This window comes from Streptomyces sp. NPDC057253, from assembly GCF_042669125.1.
Classification (GTDB): domain Bacteria; phylum Actinomycetota; class Actinomycetes; order Streptomycetales; family Streptomycetaceae; genus Streptomyces.
Genome location: NZ_JBHUXV010000024.1, coordinates 83,489 through 107,608, shown reverse-complemented (window position 1 = coordinate 107,608; position 24,120 = coordinate 83,489). Strand labels below are relative to the sequence as shown.

The 24,120-nt window shown below is 70.1% G+C and carries 23 protein-coding genes and 1 pseudogene; 18 read left to right on the top strand and 6 right to left on the bottom strand.

The genetic code is table 11. From position 1 onward, the window contains the following. Together ACFULQ_RS16230 and pqqA are read right to left on the bottom strand one after the other, a co-directional pair. A pseudogene (locus ACFULQ_RS16230) lies at window positions 1-103 on the bottom strand (pyrroloquinoline quinone biosynthesis protein PqqB); the annotation flags it as partial. A gap of 9 nt (window positions 104-112) precedes the next feature. Then, entirely contained in the window at window positions 113-250 is a 138-nt protein-coding gene (pqqA, locus tag ACFULQ_RS16225; protein ID WP_383543792.1) for a pyrroloquinoline quinone precursor peptide PqqA, read from the bottom strand. A gap of 322 nt (window positions 251-572) precedes the next feature. Between pqqA and ACFULQ_RS16220 the strand changes: the two genes are divergently transcribed. Beyond that, on the top strand, window positions 573-1,673 hold the full coding sequence (locus ACFULQ_RS16220; protein ID WP_383543789.1) for a PQQ-dependent sugar dehydrogenase: 1,101 nt from the start codon (window positions 573-575) through the stop codon (window positions 1,671-1,673). A 111-nt stretch (window positions 1,674-1,784) separates the two neighbouring features. Here the strand turns inward: ACFULQ_RS16220 and ACFULQ_RS16215 are convergent, their stop codons facing one another. After that, complete coding sequence (locus tag ACFULQ_RS16215) at window positions 1,785-2,102, bottom strand: ANTAR domain-containing response regulator (protein ID WP_383543786.1); 318 nt, start codon at window positions 2,100-2,102, stop codon at window positions 1,785-1,787. A 420-nt stretch (window positions 2,103-2,522) separates the two neighbouring features. Between ACFULQ_RS16215 and ACFULQ_RS16210 the strand changes: the two genes are divergently transcribed. From ACFULQ_RS16210 to ACFULQ_RS16175, 8 genes are all read left to right on the top strand, one after another. Beyond that, the gene (locus ACFULQ_RS16210) at window positions 2,523-4,940 is read left to right on the top strand and encodes a glycosyltransferase (RefSeq protein ID WP_383543784.1); all 2,418 of its coding nucleotides are present in this window, start codon (window positions 2,523-2,525) and stop codon (window positions 4,938-4,940) included. Beyond that, the gene (locus ACFULQ_RS16205) at window positions 4,937-6,460 is read left to right on the top strand and encodes an ArnT family glycosyltransferase (RefSeq protein WP_383543780.1); all 1,524 of its coding nucleotides are present in this window, start codon (window positions 4,937-4,939) and stop codon (window positions 6,458-6,460) included. The genes ACFULQ_RS16210 and ACFULQ_RS16205 overlap by 4 nt, the downstream gene beginning before the upstream one ends. Further along, window positions 6,457-7,710, top strand: a complete 1,254-nt coding sequence (locus ACFULQ_RS16200) for an alkaline phosphatase family protein (RefSeq protein ID WP_383543777.1) — start codon at window positions 6,457-6,459, stop codon at window positions 7,708-7,710. The genes ACFULQ_RS16205 and ACFULQ_RS16200 overlap by 4 nt, the downstream gene beginning before the upstream one ends. Continuing rightward, on the top strand, window positions 7,695-8,696 hold the full coding sequence (locus tag ACFULQ_RS16195; RefSeq protein WP_383543774.1) for a hypothetical protein: 1,002 nt from the start codon (window positions 7,695-7,697) through the stop codon (window positions 8,694-8,696). The genes ACFULQ_RS16200 and ACFULQ_RS16195 overlap by 16 nt, the downstream gene beginning before the upstream one ends. After that, entirely contained in the window at window positions 8,693-9,790 is a 1,098-nt protein-coding gene (locus tag ACFULQ_RS16190; RefSeq protein WP_383543771.1) for an endo-1,3-alpha-glucanase family glycosylhydrolase, read from the top strand. Before ACFULQ_RS16195 ends, ACFULQ_RS16190 begins: the two co-directional genes overlap by 4 nt. Then, on the top strand, window positions 9,787-11,277 hold the full coding sequence (locus tag ACFULQ_RS16185; RefSeq protein ID WP_383543768.1) for a fibronectin type III domain-containing protein: 1,491 nt from the start codon (window positions 9,787-9,789) through the stop codon (window positions 11,275-11,277). The genes ACFULQ_RS16190 and ACFULQ_RS16185 overlap by 4 nt, the downstream gene beginning before the upstream one ends. Before the next feature lie 649 nt (window positions 11,278-11,926). Beyond that, window positions 11,927-12,784, top strand: a complete 858-nt coding sequence (locus tag ACFULQ_RS16180; protein WP_383543765.1) for an NAD-dependent epimerase/dehydratase family protein — start codon at window positions 11,927-11,929, stop codon at window positions 12,782-12,784. Between the two features lie 167 nt (window positions 12,785-12,951). Continuing rightward, window positions 12,952-13,851, top strand: coding sequence for a LysR family transcriptional regulator (locus ACFULQ_RS16175; protein ID WP_383543762.1), 900 nt, complete (start codon window positions 12,952-12,954; stop codon window positions 13,849-13,851). Between the two features lie 389 nt (window positions 13,852-14,240). Here the strand turns inward: ACFULQ_RS16175 and ACFULQ_RS16170 are convergent, their stop codons facing one another. After that, on the bottom strand, window positions 14,241-15,068 hold the full coding sequence (locus tag ACFULQ_RS16170) for an SDR family NAD(P)-dependent oxidoreductase (RefSeq protein ID WP_383543803.1): 828 nt from the start codon (window positions 15,066-15,068) through the stop codon (window positions 14,241-14,243). Window positions 15,069-15,256: 188 nt separating this feature from the next. On the opposite strand from ACFULQ_RS16170, the gene ACFULQ_RS16165 reads away from it, so the two are divergent. Next, window positions 15,257-16,147 (top strand): helix-turn-helix transcriptional regulator, encoded by an 891-nt coding sequence (locus tag ACFULQ_RS16165; RefSeq protein ID WP_383543759.1) that lies wholly within the window; start codon window positions 15,257-15,259, stop codon window positions 16,145-16,147. Window positions 16,148-16,333: 186 nt separating this feature from the next. Here the strand turns inward: ACFULQ_RS16165 and ACFULQ_RS16160 are convergent, their stop codons facing one another. Continuing rightward, window positions 16,334-16,579, bottom strand: coding sequence for a hypothetical protein (locus tag ACFULQ_RS16160; protein WP_383543756.1), 246 nt, complete (start codon window positions 16,577-16,579; stop codon window positions 16,334-16,336). A 94-nt stretch (window positions 16,580-16,673) separates the two neighbouring features. Here ACFULQ_RS16160 and ACFULQ_RS16155 point away from each other — a divergent pair, with 94 nt between their 5' ends. Genes ACFULQ_RS16155 through ACFULQ_RS16130 form a run of 6 tightly spaced genes read left to right on the top strand, consistent with a single transcriptional unit; the run spans window position 16,674 to window position 21,255 of the window. Next, window positions 16,674-17,771 carry an alpha/beta hydrolase gene (locus ACFULQ_RS16155; RefSeq protein ID WP_383543753.1) on the top strand — a complete coding sequence of 366 codons (1,098 nt, stop codon included), beginning with the start codon at window positions 16,674-16,676 and terminating at the stop codon, window positions 17,769-17,771. After that, the gene (locus ACFULQ_RS16150; RefSeq protein ID WP_383543750.1) at window positions 17,768-19,534 is read left to right on the top strand and encodes an FAD-dependent oxidoreductase; all 1,767 of its coding nucleotides are present in this window, start codon (window positions 17,768-17,770) and stop codon (window positions 19,532-19,534) included. The genes ACFULQ_RS16155 and ACFULQ_RS16150 overlap by 4 nt, the downstream gene beginning before the upstream one ends. Window positions 19,535-19,540: 6 nt before the next feature. Further along, on the top strand, window positions 19,541-20,446 hold the full coding sequence (locus tag ACFULQ_RS16145; RefSeq protein WP_383543747.1) for an intradiol ring-cleavage dioxygenase: 906 nt from the start codon (window positions 19,541-19,543) through the stop codon (window positions 20,444-20,446). Further along, window positions 20,443-20,694 carry a hypothetical protein gene (locus ACFULQ_RS16140; RefSeq protein WP_383543807.1) on the top strand — a complete coding sequence of 84 codons (252 nt, stop codon included), beginning with the start codon at window positions 20,443-20,445 and terminating at the stop codon, window positions 20,692-20,694. Before ACFULQ_RS16145 ends, ACFULQ_RS16140 begins: the two co-directional genes overlap by 4 nt. Continuing rightward, window positions 20,582-20,983 (top strand): iron-containing alcohol dehydrogenase, encoded by a 402-nt coding sequence (locus ACFULQ_RS16135; protein ID WP_383543744.1) that lies wholly within the window; start codon window positions 20,582-20,584, stop codon window positions 20,981-20,983. The genes ACFULQ_RS16140 and ACFULQ_RS16135 overlap by 113 nt, the downstream gene beginning before the upstream one ends. Continuing rightward, the gene (locus tag ACFULQ_RS16130; RefSeq protein WP_383543805.1) at window positions 20,926-21,255 is read left to right on the top strand and encodes a hypothetical protein; all 330 of its coding nucleotides are present in this window, start codon (window positions 20,926-20,928) and stop codon (window positions 21,253-21,255) included. Before ACFULQ_RS16135 ends, ACFULQ_RS16130 begins: the two co-directional genes overlap by 58 nt. Here the strand turns inward: ACFULQ_RS16130 and ACFULQ_RS16125 are convergent. Then, window positions 21,165-22,064: a LysR substrate-binding domain-containing protein gene (locus ACFULQ_RS16125; protein WP_383543741.1), complete on the bottom strand. Its 900-nt coding sequence runs from the start codon at window positions 22,062-22,064 to the stop codon at window positions 21,165-21,167. The two genes, ACFULQ_RS16130 and ACFULQ_RS16125, sit on opposite strands and share 91 nt — an antisense overlap. Before the next feature lie 228 nt (window positions 22,065-22,292). Here ACFULQ_RS16125 and ACFULQ_RS16120 point away from each other — a divergent pair, with 228 nt between their 5' ends. Next, complete coding sequence (locus tag ACFULQ_RS16120) at window positions 22,293-23,543, top strand: acyl-CoA dehydrogenase family protein (RefSeq protein ID WP_383543738.1); 1,251 nt, start codon at window positions 22,293-22,295, stop codon at window positions 23,541-23,543. After that, window positions 23,540-24,115, top strand: a complete 576-nt coding sequence (locus ACFULQ_RS16115; RefSeq protein WP_383543735.1) for a flavin reductase family protein — start codon at window positions 23,540-23,542, stop codon at window positions 24,113-24,115. Before ACFULQ_RS16120 ends, ACFULQ_RS16115 begins: the two co-directional genes overlap by 4 nt. Window positions 24,116-24,120 lie beyond the last annotated feature (5 nt).

Sequence of the window (24,120 nt, the reverse complement as noted above, 5' to 3'; positions counted from 1 at the left end):
GGCGCCAGTGCGGGCGTGCGCGTGCCCCGGAGCAGCCGGGGCACGCGCAGTTCCACTGGGGTACGCCTCCGCCCGCCGCGGTGCCGAGCACCTGCAGCAGCACGGCGGCGGGCTAGCGGTTGCTCAAGGAGTACGCGGTGACCTCCAGGGCGGTATCGACGACCACGTAACCGGGGGTCTGCCAGGCCTCTGCCTCTTCCTCTCGGGGCTGCGCCTGGGGTTCCACCGCCTGCTGTGCGGATTCGGTCATGAGCCGTACCTGCCTTCCGACGTGGGGGGACCGGTGTGCCTGACGGCCGAGTGTTGTGCTCTGTTGCAGAATCGCCAGCCGCAGCCTTCCGGGTCAATGGGTCAGCAGCAAAGTGCTCCGATCTCTCCTTGGCTGAAATAGACACCTCAAGGCTAATCATGGTCGGATCCTTCGCCATAACCCCTGTTGACAGACGGGCGCTCACGTAGATCGACTGCGAAGGTATGAACCTTTGGCTTCATCCGTCCTTGACCCGCCATTGCATACCTCCTACCTTCCGGGGGTGCACGCTGACGACACCCCCCACACGAGGAGCTCGCCCATGCGCGGATTCCGGACCATCACCTCGGCCGCAACGGCGGCAGCACTGACCGCCGGCCTGCTCGGCGCGGCGGCCGGCACCTCGAACGCCTCGGCCCGGAGCGACGGAGCAACCGGCAGCGGCATCGACTCCGTCCCCTCGGCCGTCCGCACGGTTTCGTCCGGCTGGACCGTTCCCTGGGGGCTGAGCTGGCTGCCCGACGGATCGGCACTGATCACCGAACGGGACAGCTTCAAGCTCTTCAAGCTCACCCAGTCCGGCACGAAGACCCAGATCGGTGCGGTGCCCAACGTCGTGACCACGGGCGGCGAGGGCGGCCTCCTCGGTGTCGCGGTCTCACCGAACTGGAACAGCGACCACTACGTCTACCTGATGCACTCCGCGTCCGCCGACAACCGCATCGTCCGGATGACGTACGACGGCTCCTCACTCAGCGGCTACAAGGTGCTTGTCTCCGGTATCGCCAAGAACAAGTACCACAACGGAGGCCGCATCAAGTTCGGCCCGGACGGCTACCTGTACGCGACCACGGGCGACGCGCAGAACAGCAGCCTCGCCCAGGACAAGGACTCCGTCAACGGCAAGATCCTGCGGATGACGACGGCCGGCAAGCCCGCGCCCGGCAACCCCTTCGGCACACTCGTCTACTCCCTCGGGCACCGCAACCCCCAGGGCCTCACCTGGGATGCCCAAGGAAGGCTGTGGGAGGCGGAGTTCGGCAACAGCAAGTACGACGAGCTCAATCTGATCGAGTCCGGGAAGAACTACGGCTGGCCGACCTGTGAGGGCAGTTGCTCCACCTCCGGAATGACCAACCCCAAACGGCAGTGGACCGTCAGCGAGGCCTCCCCCAGCGCGGTCACCTACGCCGACGGAGCCCTCTACATGGCGGCACTGCGCGGCGAACGGCTGTGGCGCATCCCCGTCGACGGCACCAACGCCGGTACTCCAGCCGCGTACTACGTCGGCCAGTACGGCCGACTGCGGACGGTGGAGAAGATCCCCGGCCAGAACGCCCTGTGGCTGTCCACCACCAACGCCGACAACAACGGAGGCGAACCGGGCGGCGCGGACAAGGTGTTCCAGATCGATCTCCGTTGACTTTCCGCTCCCCGGGCTGATGCCCGGGGATTCCTACCACGGTCGGCTTTCCGTCTCGGTGGGTTCCTGCTTCAACGCGCTGTGCCGGTACGAGTATCGGTCTTACCTGCTTCACATGAGCGGCTGGAACCCGAGGTCGTTCGTGAAGTCGGCCGCCACCGCCCGCACCTTGCGCCGCTGTTTACGGGAGAGGCTGACGAGTATCTCGAAGGCGGTGGCCTCGTCGCAGCCGCGACGGGCCATGAGCATGCCCTTGGCGCGCTCGATCAGGGCGCGTCCCTCCAGGGCCTCTCTGAGCTGGCGGTTTTCGAGTCTGAGCGCCTCCACGTCGTCGATCAGGGCGAGAGCCGCACGCATGGCGTCCATGAGGGTGGCCACAGGGTCCCGGTCGTCTCGGGGCGAGGGACCGGGTGGTCCGTCGTAAGACATGACGCTCATGCTTGCGGCGGAATCACAGGTTCAGCAGGGGGTCTGAGAAGAATGCGGTGACTTTCACCTCCACGTAATCAAGGCGTAGATCTGACTACGTTTGACCGTGACGGACGGGACCGCGGTGCATGGATGGGGCGCAATGCGACTGAATCAGGTAAACAGCAGGATAATTACCGCCGGATACAGGCTGAATGCCCGGCGAACGCGTCAACTCCGCTGCTAGCCTCTGGCATCCGCTCCTGACCGTGGAGCCCGGTGCGCGTTCGCCTTTGCGTTGCGCGCGCCCTGCACCTCCCCGCGCCGCGTCGAGACCGTACGCCCGCGAGGGTCACCGCTCACTCCTCCGCCCGTTTTCACGGGTGGTCGTCGGTGTCCGTCGCGCCGCTCGGCCGACGGCACGCGTTCTGGGGGGACTCCATGACCCATGTGATCGATTCCGTTTCGGCTGCCCCCGACGGGGTGCCGACGGGTGTCCGGGAACTCGGAGGCGGAGGCGACGGCAAGGCTGCCACGCCCCGGCTGACCGTCCTGATACCCACACGCGACGAGCAGGAGAGCGTCCCGCTGCTGCTCGACCGGCTCGGGCCGGCCCTCGCCCCGCTCGGCGCCGAGATCCTCTTCGTGGACGACAGCGATGACGCGACCGTCCAGGAGATCGCCGCCCTCGCGCCGGACTGCCCCGTCCCCGTGCGGGCTCTGCACCGGCCCTCCGGCCTGCGCAGCGGAGGACTGTCGGGGGCCGTCGTGGCCGGGATCCGGGCCGCGCGCGGCGCCTGGGTGCTGGTCATGGACGCGGACCTGCAGCACCCGCCGCAGGCCGCCGCACTGCTGGCCAGGACCGCGATGCGGGAGGGCGTCGACATCGCCGTCGGCACCCGGTACGCCGGGAACGGCCAGTCCGAGGGACTCGCCGGCGCGGGCCGGCAGGCGACCTCGTCGTCCGCGACCCGCCTGGTCAAGGCGGCGTTCCCACGCCGGCTGGCCACCGTCAGCGACCCGCTCAGCGGGCTGTTCGCGTTCCGCCGGGACGCGATCGACACCGAGCGGCTGCGGCCGGTCGGCTTCAAGATCCTGCTGGAGATCCTGGTGCGCCACCCGGCCGCCCGGGTCGCCGAGGTGGCGTACACCTTCGCGCCTCGCGAGGCAGGCCGGTCGAAGGCCTCCGTCAGGGAGGGCCTGGCCTTCGTACGGCATGTCGTACGGCTGCGGCGCTCGGTGGCCGGCGGGCAGCGGCAGTTGGCGCGGATGGTCGCGTTCGGGCTCGTGGGTGTGTCCGGGATCGTCGTCAACACGGCCGCCCTGTGGCTGTTCTTCGACGTGCTCGGGGTGCACCACCTGCTGGGGGCGGCGCTCGCGACCCAGTTCTCCACCGCCTGGAACTTCCTCCTCACCGATGCCGCCGTCTACCGCAACGGACAGCGCAAGGGCAGCTGGCCCGGGCGAGCCGGCCGCTTCTTCGCGATGAACAACCTGCTGTTGATCGCCCGGCTCCCGCTGCTTCAGTGGCTCGTCGTGGCCGGCGTGGGCGTCCTGACGGCCAACGCGCTCACCCTGGTTCTGCTCTTCGTCCTGCGGTTCCTGATCAGCGACCGCATGATCTACAGCGGCGGCGAGAAGAAGGTCCGGCGGCGCGACCCCGTGAAGATGCTCGTCGACGCCGATGCCCCGACCGCGCCGGTGAGCAGGAAGCGCTCCGTGTACCTGCCCTACCGCTACGACGTCGCCGGGACCGTCACCATCGGCTCCCAAATACGGCTGCCCGAGCTGGAGTTCTTCCGCGCGCAGTGGATCCCCGACGCCGACGTCGACATCGCCGTGCGCGTCGGGGACGTCGGGCGGCGCAGGCCACGCGGGCGGGCCGCGCTGACCGAGGACCACAGCGACACGGCGGCACTGCGCTACGAGGAGCACCTGGGCCGCTTCGGCGCGAACTTCCGGGTGCGGCTGGGCCCACCGATCACGGTGGAGGTCGGCCCGCTGCTGGCCCGTTCACCGCACGTCGTCTACACGAACATCGTCGAGGCACTGCTGCGGTTCGTGCTCATCTCGCGCGGACGGATGCTGCTGCACTCCGCCTGCGTGGAGCTCGACGGGCGCGGGGTCATGCTGTCGGCGCTCACCGACACCGGCAAGACCGCGACCGTCCTGCGACTGCTGCGCGAGCACGGCGGACGCTTCCTGTCCGACGACATGACGGTCGTGGACGCGACCGGGCGGGCCGTCTGCTTCCCGAAGCCGCTCACCATCAGCGCGCACACCCTGCGGGCCGTACAGGCCGAGGACCTCACGAAGAAGGAGTGGCGCCGGCTCAACCTGCAGTCGCGGCTGCACTCCAAAGGCGGTCGCTCGATCGCGCTGATGCTGTCCCGCTTCAACCTGCCGATCATGGGCATCAACGCGCTCACACAGATCCTGGTGCCGCCGCCGAAGTACAGCGTCGACCGCCTGGTGCCCTGCCGGCTGGGGTCGAGCACCGACGTACGGGACCTGTTCGTCATCGAACGCGGTACGCCCGCCCTGTACGACCTCGACGGCGACGTGGCGCTGGAGCGGATGCTGGCCAACACCGAGGACGCGTACGGCTTCCCGCCCTACCGCTATCTCGCGCCGGCGCTGCGCATCGGCGGCCTCGACCATGCCGAACTGCGTGCCCGGGAGCGGGAGATCCTCGCCGGGTTCCTGTCCGGTGTGCGTACCCGGGTGCTCGCCTCGGACTGCTTCGGGTGGGCCGACGAGATCCCGCGGCTGCTGGCGGGCGAGGAACACCGTCCGACGGCGCGTACCGCCGCCGAGGCCTGGCCCCGGTGGGAACTGCAGGCCGGCTCGGCCGCATGACCGACCGGTTCGTGCTCCCCAGAGGAGCATCCCGCACCGCCCCGGCGCCGGCCCCCTCCGGCGCCGGGGTGCGGGCTGCCGCACCCCTGACCGCCGTACTGCTCCTGGCGGCCTTCCTGCGGCTGTGGCAGCTCACCGCGACCGGCTTCAACAGCGACGAGGCGGTCTACACGGGTACGGCGGCCTCACTCGCCGGGGACGACCAACTCGCCTCGCTCTTCCCGGTGTTCCGGGCGCATCCGGTGCTCTTCCAGTCACTCGTGTCGCTGGCGTTGCGCATCCACGAGAGTGACTGGGCGGCGCGTGCGGTGCCGGCGCTGCTGGGTGTGGCGACGGTGGCGGTGACGTACGGACTGGGGCGACGGCTGTACGGGCGGCGGGCCGCGCTCGTCGGGGCCCTGCTGCTGGCGGTGATGCCGTACCACGTCGTGGTCAGCCGCCAGGTGCTGCTGGACGCGCCGATGACGCTGTGCGCGACCGGCGCCTTGTACTGCGTGGTGCGTTACGCCGAATCACCGTCCCCGCGCTGGCTGCTGGCGGCCGGCGGGATGCTCGGGTTCACGGTGCTGGCGAAGGAGACCTCGATCGTCTTCCTGGGGTCGCTGTACGCGTTCTTCGCGCTGACCCCGGCCGTGCGCACCCGCTGGCGGCATCTGTTGCCCGCGCTGGGCGTGATCGGGGTGGTGGCGGTGGCCCATCCGCTGTCCCAGCTGCTGGCCGGGCACGCGCGGGCCGGCGGCAACTACCTGCTGTGGCAGATGTTCCGCCGCGCCAATCACCCCTATTCCTTCTACGGCCGTGAAGTGCCGTGGGCGGTGGGCCCGTTGGTGGTCACGGCCGCCTTGGCGGGGCTGGTGTGGCTGCGACGCGAGAACACCTGGCGGGAGCGGCTGCTGGTGTGCTGGGTCGTGGTGCCCGCGCTGTTCTTCACGGTCTGGCCGGTGAAGGGCTTCCAGTATCTGCTGCCCGTGGCACCGGTGTTCGCGGTGCTGGCGGGGCGGACGCTCACCTCGTTCCCGCGGGTGGACCGGATGCAGCGCCTCGCGGCGGCCTCGGCGATCTGGCTGGTCGTGGTGTCGCTCGCGGTGCCGTGCTGGATGCGGATCCAGCCGCAGACGAGCACCCGGTTCCTGGCCGGGACGGGCGGCCTGCCGGGCGGCCGGGAGGCCGGGCTGTGGGTGCGCGAGCACGCGCCGGAGGGCTCGCGGCTGCTCGCCATCGGGCCGTCCATGGCCAACGTGGTGCAGTACTACGGGTTCTGCCCGGTCTCCGCGCTCTCCGTCTCGCCCGACCCGGCCCGCCGCAACCCCAGCTACCGGGCGGTCCCGAACCCGGACCGGGCCCTCAGGGACGGCGACTTCCAGTACCTGGTGTGGGACGCGTACACGGCACGTCGTACCGCATTCTTCACCGCCAAGTTGCAGGGACTGGTGGGGCGTTATCACGGGACGGCGGTGTTCACGGCGCGCAACGGGGGCGGGGTGAAGGTGGTCGTGATCTACCGGGTGAGGGCGTCATGAGGGCGCTGCTGCTGGCACTGGCCCTGCTGCTCACGGGCAGCGGGACAGCGATGGCATCAACTCCCGTCCCCCGCACACCCGTTCAGCACCTCATCTATCTCATGCAGGGTGACCGCACCTTCGACCACTACTTCGGCACGTACCCGGGAGCCGACGGCCTCACCGCGGGGATGAGTCAGCCACGCGACCCCGCGCATCCGGGCGCGGGCACCGTGGCGCCGTACCCGCTGCACGGATCACCACCCCTGTCCCCCGGTGCCGGGCCGCGCCTGGTGCGGCAGCAGTACGACGGCGGGCGCATGGACGGCTTCGTCGCCGCCTTCGAACGGCAGGGCCGGGACGGGCGGGTGGCCATGGGGCACTACGACCGCCGTGACCTGCCCTTCTACTGGAACGCCGCCGACCGCTACGAGCTCTTCGACCACTTCTTCGCGTCCTCGCTCGACGGCACCCGCGCCAACCGCAATCACTGGGTCGCGGGCACCGCGGAGCTGACCGGGCCCACCGTCTTCGACCGGCTCGAAGAGGCGGGTGTGAGCTGGAAGTTCTACGTCCAGAACTACGACCCGAAGCAGACCTACCGCTCCCCCGACCTCACCACCCAGACCGTCCGCGTCCCGCTCCTGGACCTTCCGCGCTTCGTCGACAACCGGAGGCTGAGCGCGCACATCGTCGATCTGCGCGAGTACTACCGGGACCTGGACCGCGGGACGCTGCCCTCAGTGGCGTTCGTCGCGTCGTCGGGCGCGGGCGAACGCTCGGCACGCTCGGTACCGGCCGGGCAGCGGCTGGTGCGGGAGCTCGCCTCACAGCTGATGGTCAGTCAGTACTGGTCATCGTCAGCGCTGTTGTGGTCGTACGACGGTTCCGGGGGCTGGTACGACCATGTGAAACCGCCGACCGGGCGGGGGCTGCGGGTGCCGGCGGTGCTGGTGAGCCCGTATGTGTCGCGGGGGAAGGTGCAACACGGGCAGTTCGAGGCGGCCAGTGCGCTGCGGTTCGTCGTGGACAACTGGCGGCTGCGACCGCTGGGCGGCCGCACCACGGAGGCTCGAAGTCTCGCCGACGCCTTCGACTTCTCGGCGGCACCGCGGCGCGCCGAGCTGATCCCGGCGGGGGCGCGGGAGGCGGCGCTTCCGGTGGCACGGCGGCCTTCGCCGACGCCCGTGTACGCGGTGTACGGGGCCGCGTCGTTGCTGGTGGCAGGGTTGTTGTGGGGGGCGGTGCGGCCGAAATGGCGTACGTCGTGAGGTGGTTGGTGCTGCTCGGGGTCGTGCTGGTGGGGCTGGCTCCGAGTCCGGCGGTTGCTGTCACCACGGTCACCGTCACGGTGCGCACGACGCCCCGGCTCGCCGGCGTGCCGTTCACGTTCGACGGGCGCACGGCGGTCACCGGGGCGGACGGGACGGTGCGTTTCACCGGTGCGCACGACTTCGCAGGGCACGCACTGGCCGTCGACGACCATGAACTGGCCTCAGAAGAACGAAAGTTCACGTTCTCCCGATGGGCCGGGCAACGCGATCCCGACCAAGCGTTCCGGCACACGGTACGGGGGCTGCCGCTGCGTCGGGACTACACGGTGACGGCGGCGTTCACGGCCCGCTTCCGGGTGACGGTGCGCTGCGTCGACCAGGACGGCCGCGCCGTACCCCGCGACCGGGTGCCGTATGTGAGCGTGCGCAGCGACACAGGGCACACCCAGCGGCTGCCGGTAGGCCAACCGGTCTGGCTGGACGGTCTGTTGCCGGTGTACCGCAACAGCGTGCTGACCTCGCGGAAGGTCGGATACGCACTGCTGTCGGCGGACGCGTACGGCACGAACACGGTGGACGCCGGGCGGCAGCGGTTCCAACCGGCGTCCCATCAGGAGGTCGTCTTCACCACACCGTTCCACGATCTGACGGTGTCGGCGCGGGACGCGGTGCTCGGGTCGGTGGCCGGGCGGGCGGTGCGGATCACGCTGCCGGACGGGTCGGTGCGGGAGGCGACCTTCGGCGCGGGCCGGGACACGACGCTGCGGGATCTGCCGCACGGGCAGTACGAGGTCGAGGTGACCGGCGGCCAAGGACTGCGGGCCGTGCAGCAGGTCCGCCTGTCACGGACGCAGAGCATCCAGCTGAGGGTGGTCAGCCGGGCCGATCTGGCGCTCGCGGCGGGCACGGCCGGGGTGCTGGCGGCAGGGCTGCTGCTGGTCGGGCGGTGGATGCGGCGACGGCGCGGTGGTGAGCGCGGATGAGAAGACCGGGGCTGTTGGCCGTGCTGGTGCTGGTGCTGGCGGGGCTGTTCCCGGCGTCCGCGAGTTCGGCCGAAGAGCGCCGGGTGCCACTGCTGGCGTACTACTACCAGTGGTTCGAGCCGTCGTCCTGGCAGCGCGCGAAGACCGACTACCCCCGTCTGGGCCACTACTCCAGCGACGACGCCTCCGTGATCCGCACCCATGTCGACTGGGCGAAGTCCGCGGGCATCGATGGTTTCGTGGTGAGCTGGAAATCCTCGGCCGTCAACAACCGACGGCTGCGGCTGCTGCTGGACGTGGCGCGGGCACGTGCCTTCAAAGTGGCGGTCATCTATCAGGGGCTCGACTTCCGGCGTCGGCCTCTCGCAACGGACCGGGTCGCCGCCGACTTCCGTCTGCTGTACGGCCGTTACGCCCGCGATCCGGCCTTCTTCCGCCTCGACGGCAAGCCGCTGACGGTGTTCAGTGGCACCTGGCAGTACTCGACCGCGGACATCGCGCGCATCACCGCGCCCGTGCGGAAGGGGATGCTGGTGCTCGCCACCGAGAAGAGCCCGCAGGGCATCCGCAGGCTGACGCACGTCACCGACGGCGACGCCTACTACTGGTCGTCGGTGAACCCGGACACGAACGACCGGCACGCGACCAAGCTGCGCGCGATGGCCGCCACCGCACACGCGGCCCACGGCTACTGGATGGCGCCGTTCGCCCCCGGCTTCGACGCCCGCCTGGTGGGCGGCACCAAGTCGGTGCCACGGGACGGCGGCCGAACGCTGCGCACCGAGTACGCGGCCGCCATGGCCTCGGGTCCGGATGTGCTCGGGCTGATCAGCTGGAACGAGTTCAGCGAGAACTCGCACGTGGAGCCGTCGGTCCGGCAGGGCACGCAATCCCTGGACGTGCTGCGCGAGTTGCGCGGCATCCCATTGTCGGCCGCTCCGTCGGTGCCCTCCTCCTCAGCGGCCCGTCATGACCCGCTCGGCTACTGGCCGGGCCTGCTGCGGATCACCGGCTGCGCGGCACTGCTGGTGGGCGCAGTCGCGGCACTGGCACGGCTGCGCGAGACCAGAACGAGAAAGGAAGAAAGAACGTGACCGGAAGACTCCCCTCCCAGCACCGCAGCCTCTCCTTGAGGCACGCTCGCAACGCCGTGTTCGCCCTCGTCCTGGGAGCGGGCACGGCATTGTCGTTCGCTCCGGCCGCGCACGCCGACCTGCCTGGCGCCGACGCGCAGTTGACGCGCGCCCCCTACCTCTCGGACGCCACGACGACGTCCGTCCAGGTGAGCTGGGCGACCACGACGCAGAGCCGCGGCTCGGTCCGCTACGGCCCCCTGGGCAACTGCACGGCGAACACGGCCACTTCCCCGGCCCTGGGCAGCCCGATCACCGTCGGCTCGCTCCGGGAGTACGCCAACTCGGTGACCGTGACGGGCCTGAGCGCGGGCACCACCTACTGCTACCGCGTCTACACCGCATCCGGCACGGACCTGCTGGGCACCCTGCCGACCCCGAACTTCACCACCCCCGAATCCGCCGGCTCCACCACGCCGTTCACCTTCGACGTCCTCGGCGACACGGGCGAGACCACCAACTCCGGCGTCGACGACGGCTCACTGAACGTGAACCAGGCGAACGTGATGAGCCAGATCGCGGCGAGCGGTGCCCGTTTCGTCGTCCAGACCGGCGACAACACGCACCCCGGCACCTCGCAGACCCAGTACGGCGATCTCAACCAGACGGGCGCGGACGTCAGTTCGTGGTTCGGGCCGTCGTACTGGACGCAGCCCGGCATGCACATCCCGCTCCTCGGGACCGTCGGCAACCACAGCATGACCAACACCTATCTGCAGGTGTGGAAGCAGTCGGCGCTGGCGGCGGCCTCCGGCGGGGTGTGGGCGCTGGTCGACTATCCGTCGTATCTGGGCTCGAGTGCGATCAGCTATCCGACGACGTACTACGCCTTCACGACCGGCGGCGTCCGCTTCTACCTGCTCGACACCGCGTGGGGGAACTCCAACACCGGTTCCGTCACGGGCGGTTCGTGCGGCTCGCACTGCGCGATCTACGAGCAGGACGCGCACGCACACTGGCAGGACGGAACCGCCGAGTACGAGTGGCTCAAGGCCGACCTCGCGGCCCATCCGGGCGTACCGAAGTTCGCGTTCTTCCACTTCCCGCTGCGCTCGGACAGCGCGAGCGAGCCGAGCGACACCTTCCTCACAGGCGTCGAGCAGACTCTGCTGGACGGCGGAGTGGACCTCGTCTTCAACGGCCACTCGCACCTCTATCAGCGCAACACCGCGGGAGCGGGCCGGATCGCGTCGTACGTCACCGGCGGCGGCGGGGCCGATGTGCACTCCGTCGGGGAGAACGGCTGCTCGGCCACCGATGCCTACGGCATCGGGTGGTCCTACAGCCGCAACCGGGGTTCGGCCTGCGGTGCCGCGTCGGTGCCCACGGACGACGCGCAGGTCTACCACTTCCTGAAGGTGACCGTGGACGGCACGTCGGTGACGGTGGCACCGACGAACTCCCTCGGCCAGACCTTCGACGTGCAGACGTACACGGTCACTCCGTAACTCGCTCCACGTCCTCGCGGACCGTGACGTCCTCGCCGTCAACCACTCCAGCGCCGGAGTCCAGGCCGTCCGGGTCGGCCACCATCGCCGTAACCGGCGGACTGTCCCAGTGATCAGGCGGCCCGCGCCTTTCTCCTGTACGGGGACCGGCGCGCATCCGATCGACGATGTGTCGCGGGAACGCCCGTTCGCTGTCCGGTCCTTCAACCGATGTCTCAGACCGCCGCCATCTCCTCGCGCAGCAGGCAGCCGTTCCGCCGGGCTGCTGAGGAACGGGGAGTGCGAGGAGCGGATGTGCTCCGCCTGCACCGACTTCGGCTCCTGGAGTGGTGGCGGGATGGAGACCTCGTCCCTCGCACACGATGTGGGTGGGCGTAGTAGAGGTGGGCAGCGATCGCCCCGGCGGCCACGCCAGGCAACAGCGTCAGCCTTCTCGACATGCCGGGGTGGACGCGGTTCGGTGTGAGGGCGGATCGCGTGGCAGCCGCTGCCGGAAGCCCCGCCGGGCCTCAGCAGGGCTTCCCTCGGCCACCCACACATGCGTGATACCTGATGGGTATCAGAGGCGTCGAAAGAGGTCTTGGACGGAGTGCCGCCGCCGGACGGAGGCTGTGGGAGCAGGACACCGACAGTCACAGGAGTTGAGATCATGAGGGTTTTCCTCACCGGCGGATCCGGATACATCGGCAGGGCGACCATCGGCGCCCTCATCCGGCAGGGACACACGGTGGAGGCCCTGGCCCGCAGCGATCGCGCCGCCGAGACCGTCCGTGACCTCGGCGCGACACCGGTGCGGGGCGGGCTCGGGGACCTCGGCGTGCTGAACGCCGCCGCCGCCCGTGCGGAGGCCGTCGTGCACCTGGCGCAGGCCGAGACCGGCGCCGAGGATCTGGCGGCGGCCGGTGCCATGCAGGACGGCATCGGCAGCGGCCCCTACGTGCACACCGGCGGAACCTGGGTCTACGGCGACACCCAGGGCGTGGTGGACGAGAGCGCCCCGTGGAACCCGCCGGCCCTGGTCGCCTGGCGCAAGTCCGTGGAGGACGCCGTCCTCGAGCGCGCCCGGCACGGTGGCCGCCCCGTCGTGGTGCAGCCCGGCCTGCTTTACGGCGGCGAGAACCGTCTGATCGACATTTTCTACACCACCCCGGGCAAGGAAGCCGGTGCCATCCCCTACATCGGCGACGGGACCAACCGCTGGGCGCTGGTGCACGTCGACGACATCGCCGAGCTGTACGTGGCCGCCCTCAAGGCGAAGCCGGGTGCGGTGTATGCCGGCGTCGGCGGCGTCAACCCCACTGCCAAGGAGTGCGCCTTGGCAGTGAGCCGGGCCGCGGGCATCGAGGGCAAGCTCGCGTCGATCAGCCTGGAACAGGCCCGGGAACAGATGGGCCCGATCGCCGACGCCTTCGCTCTCGACCAGCAGCTCACTCCGGCCCGTGCCAGGAAGGAACTGGGCTGGATTCCCACCCACACCGACCCGCTGGCCGTTCTCGCCCGTGGCTGAGCACGCCTGCGCACCGCCGGCCGGCAGCGTCCCCGGCGGTGCGCGCTCGCCCGGTAGATTGGTGATCGAATGCCAAGGCCGTGCCAGGAGGACGTCCAGGACGGCCATGGTCCACAACGGCCGACCGACCAGGTGCGCCGTGGCGACAGAGCGGGCGGTGATTCCGGATGGATCTTGACCTGCGGAAGCTGCGCTACTTCGTGGCCGTGGCCGAGGAACTCCATTTCGGGCGGGCGGCGGAGCGGCTGCACATCGCCCAGCCGGTGCTGTCCCGGCAGATCCGCAGCCTGGAGGACGACCTCGGAGTGGAGGTGTGCGACCGGGGCCGCCGTGGAACGCTGCTCACTGCGGCGGGAGAGCAGTTGCTGGAGGACGCCCTCCCCCTGCTCGCCTCTGCCCAGGCACTGACGAGGCGCGTGAAGTCGGCGGCCCAGGGCACCCAGTCGCTGACCGTCGGCTTCATGCCCGGCATCACCGTCACCCCGGCCATGGTCGCCTTCACCACGCACCATCCAGACGTCACCATGCGCCTGCTGCGTACCACCTGGGACGACCAGGTCGAGGTGCTCCTGGACGGCCGCGCCGACGTCAGCATCGTGCGCCTGCCCATCGACGGCAACGGTCTGCAGATGCGTCCGCTCTTCCGGGAGCCCCGCGTCGTCATGGTTCCGGCCGGGCACTCCTTGGCCGGCCGGACGTCCGTGAGCATCAAAGAACTCGCCGCCGAGCACCTGCTTCAGAATCCCGACGCCGTGCCCGAGTGGCGCGACGTGGCACAGGAACTGCAAGGCGGGCGGCGCCCCGAGGTCCCGGTGATCCATCAGGTGGAGGAGAAGCTGGAAATGGTGGCGGCCGGAGCGGGTGTCTGTGTGCTCCCGCTGTCCACGGCCAGCTTCTACACCCGGCCGGATGTGATCCCGCTGCGCGTGGAAGACATCGGCCCCAACGAGGTGGCCCTTGCCTGGGTGGCGGCCCGCCGCTCCCGCCTCATCCACGACTTCGCCCAGGTCGCCGCCGAAACCCTCGCCCGACCCGACACCCAGGAACCGCAGCCGTCTTCGGACTGAGGCGGTTTCTATACGGCCGGGGGGCCGCTCCACTCTAGCCGCGGGCGACGCGCTTGCGGTGCTGAGCCCAGAGACGCCGTCGCCAGCCGGGCAGCGCCGGCAGGCAGGTCCAGCAGCCCTCCCGTGGCGGCTACCGCACTCATGCCGAACCCCAGGGTCAAGGGGGTGGGCTGACTGGGCTCTTGGCTGCTGCCAGCCTCGCTCGGATTGCATGCATCCGTGTGGGCGGTGTGATGCCCTCTCGTGACGTGTTCCGGGTCTTTCACGAGTGGATTCTTGCGGCCCGGGCGACCGGGCTGCGGGAATGCAGAAAATGGCGGCGCCGCCCGTCGTGACTGGGGGCTGGCCGCGGCAAGCTTCCGCAGCCAGGCCCTCGGGTCCCGCCGAGGTCAGGCGCTTCGCACCTCACCCTTGAGGGAGAGTGCCTCCCAGCGGTTGAGCTCTTCCAGCCGGGACTGAAGTGAGGCGCGGATGTGCTGAACGGCATCGGCGCCGACAGCCAGACGCAGAGGGGGTTCGTCCAGGGAGGCAACGCTCATGATGGCGTCGGCGACGGCGCGCGGGTCTCCGAAGGCTTCCGCGGGGAGCGCGGAGAAGTCGGTGAGGAACTTACCGACCGTGGGTGCGTAGGCGTCGGAGGGAAGGACGACCCGCAGGTTGGCGCCGAACTCGGTCCCGAACGTGCCGGGCTCGATGATGGTGACCTTGACACCGGTGGGAGCCACCTCGTGAGCGAGGGCTTCGCTGATGAGCTCGACAGCGCCCTTCGACGCCGCATAAAGGCCGGAGGAGGGCCAGGCGAACTGGCCGATGAGCGACGACGTCTGCAGGACGCGTCCCCGGGATGCACGTAGGGCCGGGAGGGCAGCCCGCAGAACGGCCAGGTTGGCCAAGACGTTGGTGTCGAAGATCGCTCGTGCCTCGGCTGCGTCGATCTGCTCAATCGCTCCGAAGAGTCCGTAGCCGGCGTTGTTGACCAGAACGTCCAGCCGGCCGGCGGCGCGGATGATGTCGGCGAGAACGGTTTCGGCCTTGGCATCGGTGAGGTCGAGTTCCACCGCGGTCAGCTGTCCCTGCGGGGCCAGCTGGAGGAGATCATCGAGGCGGTCCCGGCGCCTGCCTACGGCGATCACGTGAGCCCCTTGGGCGAGAGCACGTTCGGTGACCAGGCGGCCGAAGCCGGAAGTAGCTCCAGTGACAAGCCAGATGGAAGACATGTCGATGCTCCTGAGAATGCCGCACGGTCGCGCGGTCGACGAGGTGGTGAGACGGCCGGGTGGCTCGTGCTTCCAGACAACCGCTCGCACAGGGTCGAAACGAGAGGTGGAGTGGCCTCCTGGTTCCTGGGACCGAGAGGGCCACCCACGCTCTGGCCGTGTCCGTGCGACGGGGTGATCCTTGCCGTATGGACCGGAACGAAGGTCTCAGCGATTTCCTCCGCGCTCGCCGCGCCGCGATCGATCCTCACGAGCTGGGTATCGAGGACACTTCCCCGCGCCGAGTGCCAGGGTTGCGCCGAGAAGAGCTGGCGGCCTTGGCGGGCGTGAGCGTGGACTACTACACGCGCCTGGAGCAGGGCAGGCCGATCACGCCCTCGGAGTCCGTGCTCGACGCCTTGGCACAGGCCTTGCAGCTCGACGACGCAGAGCGCAGCTACCTGCATGCGGTGGCGCGCCGCCCCTCCACTCCACGGCGCCGCGGCCAGCGAACCAGGCAGAAGGTGCGCCCCGGGGTGCACGCCCTCCTGGCGCGTCTGGGCGACACTCCCGCCTTTGTCCTGGGGCGGCGCACAGACGTCCTGGCGACGAACCGTATGGCGCGTCTCGTTCTGGCCGACTTCGACGCGATGCCGGCGCATGAACGCAACGCGGTGCGGTGGATCATGCTCGATGAGACAGCCCGCGAGGTGTTCGCACACAGCTGGGACCGAGTGGCAGCCATGTTCGTCGGGACGCTACGGATGGATGCAGCGCGACATCCCGAGGACGCCCGCACGGCGGAACTGGTCGGCGAACTGTCGATGAAGAGCGAGCCCTTCCGCCAGTGGTGGGCGGTGCAGAAGGTTGTTCGGATCAGTCACGACACCAAGGTTCTGCACCACCCGGTGGTGGGCGAACTGACCTTGCGCACGGAAGCTCTCACCTTCCCCGACGACCCCGACCAAACCCTCTTCACCTTCCTTGCCGACCCGGGATCACCATCGGACGAAGCCCTGCGGATGCTCGCGTCCTGGGCGAGCGATGCACCCGACCGCCGTGCAACGAACGAACGCCTGCCCAAAGGTGGCCGACTCTAGCGGCTACGCCCCCTCATTCACTCACGCCGCCACCTGCCCCGTGACGAAGCTAGCGAGGCGGCTCCCACCTCTCACTGAGCTGTCCGGCGACCTGCACTTCGGGTCCGTCCTTCGCCACGCGTCGTTCGACGGCGGCCACCAGGATGTCCGCCTGGTCAAGCCTGCCGCCACAGGATCTGTTCGTCCTCAGCTCCACGTCTGCCCGGCCGGCCACCCGTCGTCACCGAGTTCGTGGATAAGTCCTTCGACGTCGTGCGCGCCGAGCGATCGCGTCGGCACCGGCAGCTTCCACCTGACCGGCCTCTCCGACCGCGACCCGCAGTACAGACCGCCGGTCGTCGAGCAGCTGGAGGCCACGCTCTGCACCGACGCCCTGGTCACCCGCACCTTCCCGGTGAAGCAGCCGCCCTCGGGGACGCTGATGAGCGCCATGCATCACGGCGTCCCCAACCGGCATTGGACCGCCCCGGAGCCGATCACCAATAGTGCTGGGCATGGGCGCAGACGCCGTGACGGAGGTTCACCGATGACCATCTTCCCCCCACCCGGAACCGCCGAGCCGGCCCGTGCCGCCTCGCCGTTGACGATCAGCGAGCAAGGCGCGTTCTGGGTCGGTGTCGGGCGCAGGCCGACCGAGGCCGGGACCGCCGCCGAGGCCGCGATGTACGTCCAGTACCAGATACCGGCCGATCTCCGGCATCCGCTGCCCGTGGTGATGGTCCACGGGGGCGGCGGCCAGGGCACGGACTACCTGTCGACGCCGGACGGGCGCCCCGGCTGGGCCACCCGGTTCCTCCAGGCTGGTTACGCCGTGTACGTGGTCGACCGTCCAGGTCACGGGCGCTCCCCGTACCACCCCGATGTCCTCGGGCCCATCGAGGGCGCGGCGCCGACGTACGAGTTCATCCGCTGGCTGTTCTGCGAGGGGGCGGGACGACCTGGCAGCCAGTGGCCCGGCAGCGGCGAGATCGGCGACGACTCCGCACTGGACCAGTTGATGGCGAGCCAGGGCCCGACGCTGCCCACCTTCGCCGAGAACGAGGAGCAGATGCGGCGCTGCGGGGCCGAGTTGCTGGACCGTATCGGACCGGCCGTGCTGATCACCCACTCCATGGGAGGGCCGTTCGCCTGGCTGGCCGCCGATGCCCGGCCCGGGCTGGTGAAGGCCGTTGTCTCCGTCGAGCCGATCGGGCCGCCGTTCACCGAACTGCCCGGCCTCGGAAAGCTGGAGTGGGGGCTCACCGCGGCCCCGATCACTTACGAGCCGCCGGTACGGACCCCGGAGGAACTGCGCCTTCGGCTGCGCGAGGCGGGGGGCGGCGGGCTGCAGGACTGTCTCGTCCAGGACGAAACGGCAGGCCCCGTCCGGTCCCTGCCGGGGCTCCAGGGCTTCCCGATCGCCGTGGTCGCGGCCGACGCCTCGCCGTTCGCGTCGTTCCAGCACGGTGTCGCCGACTACCTGGTCCAGGCCGGTGCCGACGCCGAGTTGCTGCGCCTGGCGGACCTGGGGCTCACGGGCAACGGTCACCTGCCCATGGGCGAGAAGAACTCCGACGACGTGGCCGAGGCACTGATGGCCTGGCTGAACAAGCGACTGGCGGCAGGGGAGGAAACGTCCCGATGACGACCGTGACAACCGTGCCGACCGTCGAGACCGACGTGCTCATCGTGGGAAGCGGGCCCGCGGGAGCGAGCGCCGCACTGGCGCTGAGCACCTATGGCGTGCCGAACGTCATGGTCACCCGCTTCTCACGCCTCGCGGACACGCCCCGGGCCCACATCACCAACCAGCGCACCATGGAAGTGCTGCGCGACCTGGGAGTCGAAGAGGAGGTGATCGCCCAGGCCACCCCGCAGCATCTGATGGGCAACACCGTCTTCTGCACCGCCGTCGCGGGCGAGGAGCTCGGCCGGCTGAGATCCTGGGGCAACGAACCGCTCGTGCAGGCCGCGCACGAGCTGGCGAGCCCCACCCGCATGTGCGACATGCCGCAGCACCTCATGGAACCGGTGCTCGTGAACGCGGCCATCGCACGCGGAAGCCAACTGCGGTTCGGCACCGAGTACCTGTCGCACGAGCAGGACGCCGACGGCGTGACCGCCACGGTCCGCGACCGGCTGCGCGGCGACACGTACACCATCCGCGCCAAGTACCTGATCGGCGCGGACGGCGGCCGCAGCAAGGTGGCCGAGGACGCCGGGCTGCCGATGGGCGGTCAGATGGGCGTGGCCGGCAGCATCAACATCGTCTTCGACGCGGACCTCAGCAAGTACGTGGCGCACCGACCCGCCCCCCTCTACTGGGTGCTGGCTCCCGGCGCGACCGTGGGCGGCATCGGCGCCGGCCTGGTGCGCTGCGTACGGACGTGGAACGAGTGGCTGATCGTGTGGGGCTACGACGTCGACGCCGGGCCGCCGGACCTCACCGAGGAGTACGCCCTGTCCGTCGTCCGCAAGCTGATCGGCGACGACGAGATCCCGGTGACCATCAAGTCGTCCTCCGCGTGGACGGTCAACGAGATGTACGCCGAGACGTACTCCAGCGGTCGGGTGTTCTGCGCAGGCGACGCCTGTCACCGGCACCCACCGTCCAACGGGCTGGGCTCCAACACCTCCATCCAGGACTCCTACAACCTGGCGTGGAAGCTGAAGCTCGTCCTGGACGGCACCGCGTCCCCGTCCCTGCTGGACACCTACAGCGACGAGCGGGCACCGGTCGGCAAGCAGGTCGTCACCCGGGCCAACCAGTCCATCGGTGAGACGGCACCCGTCTTCGAGGCGCTCGGCGGCCTGGAGCCGCAGACCCCCGAGCAGCTGTGGCGGAACATCGCCGCCCGCAAGAACGCCACCACGGAGGCCGAGGAGCAGCGGGCGCGGCTGCGGGAGGCGATCGCCTTCAAGGCATACGAGTTCAACGCCCACGGCGTGGACCTCAACCAGCGCTACACCTCCGCCGCGATCGTCCCGGACGGCACCGAGGACCCCGGCTTCGCACGCGACCCCGAGCTGCACTTCCAGCCGAGCACCCGCCCTGGCGCCAAGCTCCCGCACGCCTGGCTCTCCGCGGGCACCCGCAATCCGTCCACCCTGGACCTGGGCGGGAACGGCCGGTTCACCCTGATCACCGGCATCGGCGGCGAGCCCTGGACGGAGGCCGCCCGCATCCTCGGCAAGGAGTTCGGCCTGGAGATCGCCACGGCGGTCATCGGCCCCGGCCAGGAGTACGAGGACCCGTACGGGGACTGGGCACGGCTGCGGGAGATCGGCGACTCGGGCGCGCTGCTGGTGCGGCCGGACAACCATGTCGCCTTCCGCCGCCAGGACGCCACCGGTGACGTCACGGCCGCATTGGGGGACGCACTGCGGCAGATCCTCGGGTGGGGCTGAGCGGCCATGGCACTCACAGCGAAGACCGCGACGACCGCGACGATAGTGAAGACCGCGAGTTCCGCGACGACGACGGCGGTGCTGGAAAGCTTCGCCCACACCTCCGATCCCCGACTGCGCGAGGTGCTGACCTCCCTGACGCGTCACCTGCACGATTTCGTACGGGACATCGAGCCGTCCCAGGCCGAGTGGGAGCGGGCGATCGACTTCCTCACCGCGACCGGGCACATGTGCGACGACACCCGGCAGGAGTTCATCCTGCTGTCGGACGTCCTGGGTGTGTCGATGCTCGTCGAGACGATCAACGACCACAAGGCGGCGGCCGCGACCGACTCGACGGTGCTCGGCCCCTTCCACATGACCGAGTCCCCGGTCCGTGAGCTCGGGGCGGACATCGATCTGGTCGGCGGCGGCGAGCCGTGTGTGATCAGCGGACGGGTCGTCTCCGTCGACGGCACCCCGCTGCCCGGCGCGACGCTGGACGTGTGGCAGGCCGACGATCAAGGCTTCTACGACGTCCAGCAGCCGGAGGAGCAGCCGCCGGGCAATGGGCGCGGGCTGTTCACAGCGGACGCGGAAGGGCGGTTCTGCTTCCGCTCGTGCGTTCCGAGCCCGTATCCCATTCCGACGGACGGGCCGGTCGGCTCCCTGCTGGAGGCGACCGGCCGCCACCCCTACCGTCCGGCCCATGTCCACTTCATCGTGGGCGCCGAGGGGTACAGCCCGGTGACGACGCACATCTTCGTGGCGGGCAGCGACTATCTGGAGTCGGACGCCGTCTTCGCCGTGAAGGAGAGCCTGGTCCAGGAGTTCGTCAAGGTGGACTCCCCCGCGGAGGCCACGGAGTTGGGCCTGGCCAACCCCTTCCGCCGGGCGCGCTTCGACATCGTGCTGCAACCGGTTGTCGCGTGAGGGAACGCGCCCTGGACTTCACCTACCAAGCGCAGCCGATGCGCGTCCTCTTCCGCTCGGGTGCCGTCCCGGACGCGGTGCCCGACGAGGTCGCGCTTCTGGGCCTGCGCCACGTCCTCGTGCTGTGCGACGACCATGGCCTGGACACGGCCCGTGGCGTCGCCGCGTCTCGCGGCGACGCCTGCGCCGGGATGGCGGGCACCGGCCGCGGCCCTTCCCGAGATCGTCGCCGACCCCTCGGGGCATGACGCGCGCAGCCGCGCGCCGTACGGGGCGTGGCTGTGCGGTGCCTGTCTCGGCGCCACCACCATGGGGCTGCACCACAAGCTCTGCCAGGTGCTCGGCGGCACCTTCGACCTGCCGAACGCCGAGACACGCGCCGTCGTCCTGCCCCATGTGCGGCCTTCAACGCGCCGGCGGTTCCCGAGGCACTGGCGACGCTGCGCCGGGCGCTCGATGTCCCGGGTCCGGTACGGGAGTTGCACGAGCTGGGTGAGCGTCTTGGCATCCCGCGATCGCTCGCCTACCTGGGCCTGACCGCCGCCGACGTGGACCGTGCGGTCGAGGTCGCCCTCGGGGCGCCGTACGCGAATCCCCACCCGGCCTCCGCCGACGAGCTGCGCGCCGCCCTGCACGCGGCCCGGCGGTGGCATGTGGAAGCGCCGTCACTCAACGGACAAAAGGGGCGGGCGAGCCGCCGTACGGCGGCTGACCCCTCCTACCGGGAGATCTCGGCGTACGGAACGCCGGTCGCGCGTCGGGCCACCCGGCGTGCGACCTCGGCGAACGCCGGGGCGGCGGGCGAGTGACCGGCCTCCGGAAAGGCGACGGCGGCCACCAAGCCGAGGGGCTCCTTCGGAGCGACGTTCTCCACTCCCGGGTGCGGGAACATCCGGGTGGCCGACAGCGGCATCAGTCCCACCATGTGCTGGTAGGCGATCTTCAAGGCCACGTCCTGGGCCGAGTGGGCGTGGGAGCCGACCGTCGGGGCATCGTCCCCGTTTCGTCCGCCCACCCAGAAGTCGAGGCCCGGCGCGGGGGTCACCCAGGGCTGATCGAAGACCTCCGTCACGTCCACCGCTGCTGCCCCGGCCAGCGGATGCCCCTTCCACAGGGCGAGGGAAGCGGGCTCGGTGAAGATCGGTACGCGTGTCACACCCGGCATGTCGACGTTCAGGGGCGACAGCGCCACGTCGTGCTCGCCGGCCAGCAGCGGGTCGAGTCCCTGGTGGAAGTCCACTTCGTGCACCCGGATCGTGACCCTGGGATACCGCTCGCAGAACGCCTCGATGACCGGATGCGTCAGCTCCGCGAGAGCGACCCCGTAGAGCGCGACGCGCACCTCGTCCCGTCGCCTGGCCCTGATGGCGTCCGCGGCGGCGGCGAGCCGGTCGGCGTCGGCCAGCACCTCGCCCGCCCGTGCGAGCAGTTCCGCGCCATCGGCGGTGAGCACCACATGCCGCTTGTCGCGGTCGAACAGCTGGACGCCCAGCTCACGCTCGAAGGCGGCGATCGAGCGCGTCAGCGCAGGCTGGGTGAGGTGCAGACGCTCGGCGGCGACCCGGTAATTCAAGGTCTCGGCGAGCGCCGAGAAATGGCGCAGGCTCCGGAGTTCCACTCAGCCCTCCAGAATGGCGAGGTCCACGGCGTTGTGGTGCGCGCCAGGTTACAGCGCGCTTCCCCGCACGTCACCAGTCAGAAATGTGCGGCATTCCCGTCACCCCCTCCGACCTGCTGTGATGCACGGCACTCATCAAGCCCCCGGTTACCGGCATTGGACGGTCCTTCGCCGCGCTGCCAACACTCCCTTCAGGCCGATCCAGAACAGCAGCGGATGGGGTGCGCATTGTCCGAGACGACCGAGACAACCAAGGCAGCCGAGAAAATCATCGAGATTCCGCAGCCGGAGCCGGCCCTGACACCGGAGGAACTGGTGCGCCGGGCCGCCGGCATGAGGGCCTGGCTGCGTGATCATCAGGACGAGACCGAACAGCGGACCGGTATCTCCGAGGACACGCACAAGGCGTTCCTGGAGGCGGGTTTCTACCGGTCCCTCCAGCCACGCCGCTTCGGCGGCTACGAGTTCGACCTGCGGACCTACTCCCGGATGGTCACCGAGGTGGCCCGCGGCTGCCCGTCCAGCGGCTGGAACCTGTGTCTGGCCGCCTCGCACAGCCTGGTGGTGGCCGGCCGCTTCCCCGAGAGCACCCAGCGCGAGGTGTTCGGGCCGGCCGGTGACTTCCGGGCCCCGCTGCCGATCGCCCCGAGCGCCACCGCGACAAGGACCCCCGACGGGTACCTGGTCAACGGCCGCTGGGACTACTCCTCCGGAGTCAACGTCTCCACGCACTTCCTGGGTGGCGTGCTCATCATCGACGAAGAGGGCGGCATACCCACGCCGGGCATGGTGCTCGTGCCTTCCGGCTGGCGGATGCTCGACAACTGGGGCGAGATCCTGGGCTTCCGCGGCAGCGGCTCCAACAGCGTCGTGGCCGAGGACGTCCTCGTACCGTACGAGTACGTGTCCAGGACCCACCTCGCGGCGGCCGACGCCACCGACGGGCCGGGTGTGCAGCTCCACGGCAACCCGATGTACGCGGGCCGGCTGATGCCGTTCTTCAACATCCAGCTGTGTTCGATCGTGGCGGGCACCGCCTGGGCCGCGGTCGACGAGTACCAGCGGATCATCACCACCAAGAACAGTCAGCTGCCGCCCTTCAAGCCGCGCAGCCACGATCCGGAACACCAGCGCAACCTCGGCCTGGCCACGGCCCTGGCCGACAGCGCGCAGCGGATCATCCTGTCGGTCGCCGACGACTACACCGCGTACGCCGCCCGGGGCCTGGCAGGGGGCGAGCCTTTCTCCGAACTGGACGACCAGGCTCTCTCCGTCACGGCCCGGCAGTCCGGTCAACTCGCCTGCCAGGCCGTCGAGATGCTGGCCGCGGCCAGTGGCTCCAGCGCGCTGGCGAACGGCGAGCGCATGCAGCGGTACCTGCGTGACGTCGCCACGTACAAGACTCACATCAACGCGCAGCACGGCTCGTGGGCCACGGCGTACGCCCGTTCTCTGCTCGGCGTGGAGACCCCGGCGTGAACCGCCCGACGCCCGCCGCGACGGCACCCGGCGGCGGCCCGGCGGACGACCCCGACCGGTTCCGGCACGTGCTCGGCCACTACCCGACGGGTGTCACGGTGGTCACCGCGAAGGAACCCGACGGCACCCCGGTCGGCATGGTGATCGGCTCCTTCACCTCGGTGTCCCTGGACCCTCCGCTCGTCGCGTTCTTCCCCGGCCGCTCCTCCACGACCTGGCCCAGGATCATGGCCTGCGGCACCTTCTGCGTGAACGTGCTGGCCGCCGGCCAGGAGGACCTCTGCCGGGATGTCAGCGCCAAGGCACCCGACGTCTTCGACCGCCACCCGTGGCGCGGCGCGGCCTCGGGCAGCCCCGTCCTGGCGGGCGTCGCCGCCTGGATCGACTGCGACATCGCCGACGTGTGGCCCCTCGGCGACCACTACTTCGTCCTCGGCCGCGTCCGGGAACTCGGGGTGGAGAAGACCGGCGTCTCGCCGCTGGTCTTCTCCCGGGGGCGGCTGCTCGCCCCGTTGCCGCCCCGCCGGGACCACGACGACTCGGCCGACTACACCTGGCCCGACTGGCTCTGAGAGCT

What these genes read in the sequence shown, in the direction of transcription:
- pqqA (WP_383543792.1), bottom strand. Translation starts at nt 250, where the DNA reads ATGACCGAATCCGCACAGCAGGCGGTGGAACCCCAGGCGCAGCCCCGA.
- ACFULQ_RS16220 (WP_383543789.1), top strand. Translation starts at nt 573, where the DNA reads ATGCGCGGATTCCGGACCATCACCTCGGCCGCAACGGCGGCAGCACTG.
- ACFULQ_RS16215 (WP_383543786.1), bottom strand. Translation starts at nt 2,102, where the DNA reads ATGTCTTACGACGGACCACCCGGTCCCTCGCCCCGAGACGACCGGGAC.
- ACFULQ_RS16210 (WP_383543784.1), top strand. Translation starts at nt 2,523, where the DNA reads ATGACCCATGTGATCGATTCCGTTTCGGCTGCCCCCGACGGGGTGCCG.
- ACFULQ_RS16205 (WP_383543780.1), top strand. Translation starts at nt 4,937, where the DNA reads ATGACCGACCGGTTCGTGCTCCCCAGAGGAGCATCCCGCACCGCCCCG.
- ACFULQ_RS16200 (WP_383543777.1), top strand. Translation starts at nt 6,457, where the DNA reads ATGAGGGCGCTGCTGCTGGCACTGGCCCTGCTGCTCACGGGCAGCGGG.
- ACFULQ_RS16195 (WP_383543774.1), top strand. Translation starts at nt 7,695, where the DNA reads ATGGCGTACGTCGTGAGGTGGTTGGTGCTGCTCGGGGTCGTGCTGGTG.
- ACFULQ_RS16190 (WP_383543771.1), top strand. Translation starts at nt 8,693, where the DNA reads ATGAGAAGACCGGGGCTGTTGGCCGTGCTGGTGCTGGTGCTGGCGGGG.
- ACFULQ_RS16180 (WP_383543765.1), top strand. Translation starts at nt 11,927, where the DNA reads ATGAGGGTTTTCCTCACCGGCGGATCCGGATACATCGGCAGGGCGACC.
- ACFULQ_RS16175 (WP_383543762.1), top strand. Translation starts at nt 12,952, where the DNA reads ATGGATCTTGACCTGCGGAAGCTGCGCTACTTCGTGGCCGTGGCCGAG.
- ACFULQ_RS16170 (WP_383543803.1), bottom strand. Translation starts at nt 15,068, where the DNA reads ATGTCTTCCATCTGGCTTGTCACTGGAGCTACTTCCGGCTTCGGCCGC.
- ACFULQ_RS16165 (WP_383543759.1), top strand. Translation starts at nt 15,257, where the DNA reads ATGGACCGGAACGAAGGTCTCAGCGATTTCCTCCGCGCTCGCCGCGCC.
- ACFULQ_RS16160 (WP_383543756.1), bottom strand. Translation starts at nt 16,579, where the DNA reads ATGGCGCTCATCAGCGTCCCCGAGGGCGGCTGCTTCACCGGGAAGGTG.
- ACFULQ_RS16155 (WP_383543753.1), top strand. Translation starts at nt 16,674, where the DNA reads ATGACCATCTTCCCCCCACCCGGAACCGCCGAGCCGGCCCGTGCCGCC.
- ACFULQ_RS16150 (WP_383543750.1), top strand. Translation starts at nt 17,768, where the DNA reads ATGACGACCGTGACAACCGTGCCGACCGTCGAGACCGACGTGCTCATC.
- ACFULQ_RS16145 (WP_383543747.1), top strand. Translation starts at nt 19,541, where the DNA reads ATGGCACTCACAGCGAAGACCGCGACGACCGCGACGATAGTGAAGACC.
- ACFULQ_RS16135 (WP_383543744.1), top strand. Translation starts at nt 20,582, where the DNA reads ATGGCCTGGACACGGCCCGTGGCGTCGCCGCGTCTCGCGGCGACGCCT.